This is a genomic window from Nakamurella sp. (assembly GCF_048594475.1).
Classification (GTDB): Bacteria; Actinomycetota; Actinomycetes; order Mycobacteriales; family Nakamurellaceae; genus Nakamurella.
This window is the reverse complement of record NZ_JBMDXT010000092.1, coordinates 1-4,361: the sequence shown is the minus strand read 5'-3', so window position 1 is coordinate 4,361 and position 4,361 is coordinate 1. Positions and strand designations below refer to the sequence as shown.

General features: G+C 71.3%; 3 protein-coding genes. All 3 read right to left on the bottom strand.

All coding sequences use genetic code 11. The features are described 5' to 3' along the window. Window positions 1-213: hypothetical protein (locus tag ACOJUF_RS04815; RefSeq protein ID WP_420120729.1), on the bottom strand; the 213-nt coding region annotated here is incomplete at its 3' end. Between the two features lie 316 nt (window positions 214-529). Further along, window positions 530-3,292, bottom strand: coding sequence for an aminotransferase class I/II-fold pyridoxal phosphate-dependent enzyme (locus ACOJUF_RS04810; RefSeq protein WP_420120728.1), 2,763 nt, complete (start codon window positions 3,290-3,292; stop codon window positions 530-532). 179 nt (window positions 3,293-3,471) lie between these two features. Beyond that, window positions 3,472-4,361: dihydrolipoamide acetyltransferase family protein (locus ACOJUF_RS04805; RefSeq protein ID WP_420120727.1), on the bottom strand; the 890-nt coding region annotated here is incomplete at its 5' end.

The following is a 4,361-nucleotide window of genomic DNA, read 5'->3' as shown; positions in this document are numbered from 1 at the left end:
GCCACCATCGAGCACGGCCGGGCGGCGGTCGGTGGGCCGGCGGGCGACGCAGGAGCCGGCCGGTCGCCGGTCGCCGTTCGGGTTGGCCGAGCGGGCGAGGCCACCATCGAGCACGGCCGGGCGGCGGTCGGCGGGCCGGCGGGCGACGCAGGAGCCGGCCGGTCGCCGGTCGCCGTTCGGGTTGGCCGAGCGGGCGAGGCCACCATCGAGCACGGCCGGACGCCCGACCAGACGCGGAGACCCCGTACGGCTGCCAGGTCGGGGGTCCGGCAGCAGTACGGGGTCGTCGGTATATCGCCACGGACCGGCGGCGCGTTACAGGTTCCTGAATTCTGCAACTGCAGATCTTCCAAGATGCACGCAGCGACACTGCGCTGACGTCTTTGAGCACAGACGGTTACCGGCCAGCCCAGCCCAGCCCAGCCGCGCTGATCAAAGGCCCACCGAAAGCCGCAATTCAGGCGCGAGAGTGGGACTTGGATCAGCGCACCCCCGGGACACCACCGAGACACCACCGGGATGCCCGCGATCAGCCGGCTGTGCCCTCGGCGGCGATCTCCAGGGCCTTGTCGATGTAAACCCGGTAGCCCCGGTCGGCCCGCAGCCCGTGCACCTCGGACGTGTCCAGGCTGTCCATGTAGTCCAGGATCCGCAGGCTGAACATCTGGCCGGGCACCAGGACGGGGAAGCCCGGCGGGTAGGGCGTCACGAACGTCGCCGAGACCACGTCGTGGCCGGCCTCGAGCTTCTCCCGGACCTGTTCGGGCCGCAGGTACTCGCAGAGGGCGTCGTCGTAGGAGAGGAAGAAAGCCCGCCGGACGTCGCCCTCGGGCGTGCGCACCGCCGGGTCGGTCGAGGTGTCGGGGCGGAACGCGTCGTGGAACGCCGAGAAGTCCGGCAGCGGCGCGGAGGGACTGGTCAACCGGCGGACGGCGTGCTCGTGCGCGGCCCGCTCGGCCAGGCTCATGTCCGCCTGCGTCTCGTCCAGCTCGCGGGCGATCTTGACCAGCACCTCGATCAGGTACGCGACCGAGCTGCGGGTGGTGCCGATGTTGGTCATGAACAGTACGCTGTTGCGCGAGGTCTTGTTGATCTGCACGCCGTGCCGGTCCATCAGGTGGACCCGCTTGAACGTGTCGCCGTCGATGCCGGTGGCCCCGATGTAGATGGTGATCCGGCTCGGGTCCAGCGCGAACTCGTCGGTGCGCCAGGCAGCCTGCATGTTCTTCAGGCCGGAGCGCAGCGGCTGCCCGATGCCGGAGGGTCGGAACTGCTCGGGGATCAGGTCGGCGGTGGTCAGGCAGCGCATGTACCGGCGCAGCAGCGGGTGGTTGTCGACCGCGTCCCGCAGCCGCATCGCGTACTCGACCTGCTTCTGCACCAGTTCGAAGCCCTCGAGGGCGGCCTGCCGGCGACCCAGGTCCAGCGAGGCCAGGATCTGGTAGTTCGGCGACGTCGAGGTGTGCGCCATGTACGCCTCGTGGAACGTCTCCTCCACCTTCTGGCCGAAGTCCTGGTCGAAGACATGGATCATCGAGCCCTGCCGCAGCGAGGTCAGCGTCTTGTGCGTCGACTGCGTGGCGTAGACCCGCACCCGGGCCCGGGCCGGGTCCGGGATGAGCCGGGTCTCCAGCAGTTGCTCGTCCGTCGCGCCGCGGATCTGCTCGCTCCAGGCCTGGTAGACCTTCTTGTACTGCGGGTCGCGGAGCTTGCCCAGCAGCGAGCCCGCGGAGTGCATGCCGGTGCGCGGGCGGTAGACCGGGTGGAACCGGGCGAAGGCGAACCATGCCTCGTCCCACAGGAACACCAGGTCCGGCTTGAGGGCCAGGCACTCCTGCATGACCCGTTCGACGTCGTAGACCATGCCGTCGAACGTGCAGTTGGTCAGCATCAGCATCTTGACCCGGTCGAGCTTGCCGGCCCGGCGCAGCGCCAACAGCTGGGCCTTGATCGACCGCAGGGGCACCGCCCCGTACATCGAGTACTCGTTCAGCGGGTAGGCGTCCAGGTAGATCACGTGGGCGCCGGACAGCATCAGCCCGTAGTGGTGCGACTGGTGGCAGTTCCGGTCGACCAGCACGATGTCGCCCGGCCCGACCAGGGCCTGGCAGACGATCTTGTTGGCCGTCGAGGTGCCGTTGGTCGCGAAGTAGGTCTGCCGGGAGCCGAACGTCCGGGCGGCCAGATCCTGCGCGTCCCGCAGCGGGCCGGTCGGTTCCAGCAGCGAGTCAAGGCCGCCGCAGGTCGCCGACGTCTCGGCCAGGAAGATCTCCAGGCCGTAGAAGTCGATCATGTCCTTGATCCAGTGCGAGTTGACGATCGACTTGCCCTGCGAGATGGGCAGGGCGTGGAACACCCCGGTCGGCCGGTGGCTGTACTTCTGCAGGGCATTGAAGAACGGCGCCTGGTACCGCTCCTGGATGCCGCCGAGCAGGCTCAGGTGCAGTTCGAGGGTGCCCTCGCGGGAATGGAAGATGCGCCGGAAGTGGTGGCTGACCGAGGCGGCGACGTCCTCCAGGGTGATCTCGGTCATCATGTACAGATCCAGCTCCGGGCGGATCCCGATCAGCGCCCGGCCCAGCAGTTCGGCCCGGTCCTCGGCCGAGTGCTCCATCAGATCGCCCGGCGAGCGGGCGTCGGCGAAGTCGGCGACCGCACTCATGTCCCGGCCGGAGTGCTGCGTGAACCGCCGCTTGATGACCACGGCCTGCAGCCCGAAGTTGATCCGGGCGGCGATGACGGCGTCCTCGAAGCTGGGCACCACGACGATCTCGTAGATGAACTCGTCGTCCGGCCGCCGCCAGGCCCGCAGCTCCTGGCGCAGCGCCCGTTCCTGTGCCTCGGACATGTCCTCGACGACCAGGACCTCGAAGTACGGCCGCTGCGCCGGCGTGGTTGCCGCGAGGGCGCCCGGGTGGTCGAGCTGGTCGGTGATGGCGGCGGCGACCGACCACGGGATGCCGTTGCGGAACGAGTCGCTGGCCAGGGCCCGGCTGACGCTGGCCACCGCCCGGGAGAAGCGGGTGTACTTGCCCGCGGTGAACAGGCGCCGGCCGGCCTGGAACGCCTGCGGCCCGGGGAACGCCCAGTAGCGCTCGATCGGGCTCAGCCGGTCGATGAGGTCCTGGACCCGGTCGACGTGCGTGTCCAGCGGCCGGTCGGCGGCCGCGGCGGCGGCCAGCCGTTCGGCGGCCTCCTCCAGCGTCGACCAGGTGTCCTTGCGGTACTGCGACAGGTTGTTGTACCCGCTCAGCGCATTGCGCACCGTGCCCCCCGCGCTCGCAGCGTTCATCCGCCACCTCTTTCCGGTCTGGGCCGACCCGGACCGGGTGACGGCCCCGTCACGCCCCGACCATCTTGCGCGCGGTCGGCCCGCGCTGCCAGACCGGCAGCGGCCGGCTCATCCGGGCGGGGCGGGGTCGGGCGGAGCAGGCACGTGCGGGCCCGGTGCCCGCGCCCGCCCGGCGCCGGTCAGAAGACCAGGGCCAGTCCCGGGTCGGCCAGCAGCGCCCCGACGTCGGCCAGGAACTGGGAACCCTGCTGCCCGTCGATGACGCGGTGGTCGAACGAGAGCGCCAGCTGGCAGACCTTGCGCACCGCGAGCTGCCCGTCGACGACCCAGGGGGCGTCCTTGATCGCACCGACGGCCAGGATCGCGGACTGGCCGGGGTTGATGATCGGGGTGCCGGTGTCGATGCCGAACACGCCGACGTTGGTGATGGGGAACGTGCCGCCGGTCAGCGCGGCCAGGGTGGTGTGCCCGGACCGCGCGGTCCGGGTCAGCTCGGCCAGCGCGGTCGCCAGTTCGGGCACGGTCATCGCGTCGGCGTCGTGGATGACCGGGACGATCAGCCCCCGATCGGTGGCGGCGGCGATCCCCAGGTGCAGGTAGTCCTTGACCACGATCCGGTCGTGTCCGTCCCCGCCGGCTTCGTACACCGAGTTGACCTCCGGCGTGCGCCGGGCGGCCACGCACACCGCCCGGGCCCCGAAGGCCAGCGGGGTCGGGGCGGCGCCGGCGAACTCCGGGCGCGCCCGGACCCGCTCCCGCAGCTCCATCAGGGGCGTCACGTCGACGGTGAGGAACTCGGTGACGTGCGGGGCGGTGAACGCGCTGGCCACCATGGCCGCCGCGGTCGCCTTCCGGATGCCGCTGACCGGGATGCTCCGCTCCCGCCCCGACCCGGCGACCGGCGCCGTGGCCGCCGGGCTCGGGTCCGGGCCCCGGCGGGCGGCCGCCGCGTGCTCGACGTCCTCCCGGGTGATCACCCCGTCCGGCCGGGTCGCGGCCACCGTGCGCAGGTCGATGCCCAGATCCTTGGCGTGCTTGCGGACCGGCGGGGTGGCCAGCGGCGCGGCCG

Coding starts and splice junctions, on each gene's coding strand:
- ACOJUF_RS04810 (WP_420120728.1), bottom strand. CDS start 3,292: ATGAACGCTGCGAGCGCGGGGGGCACGGTGCGCAATGCGCTGAGCGGG.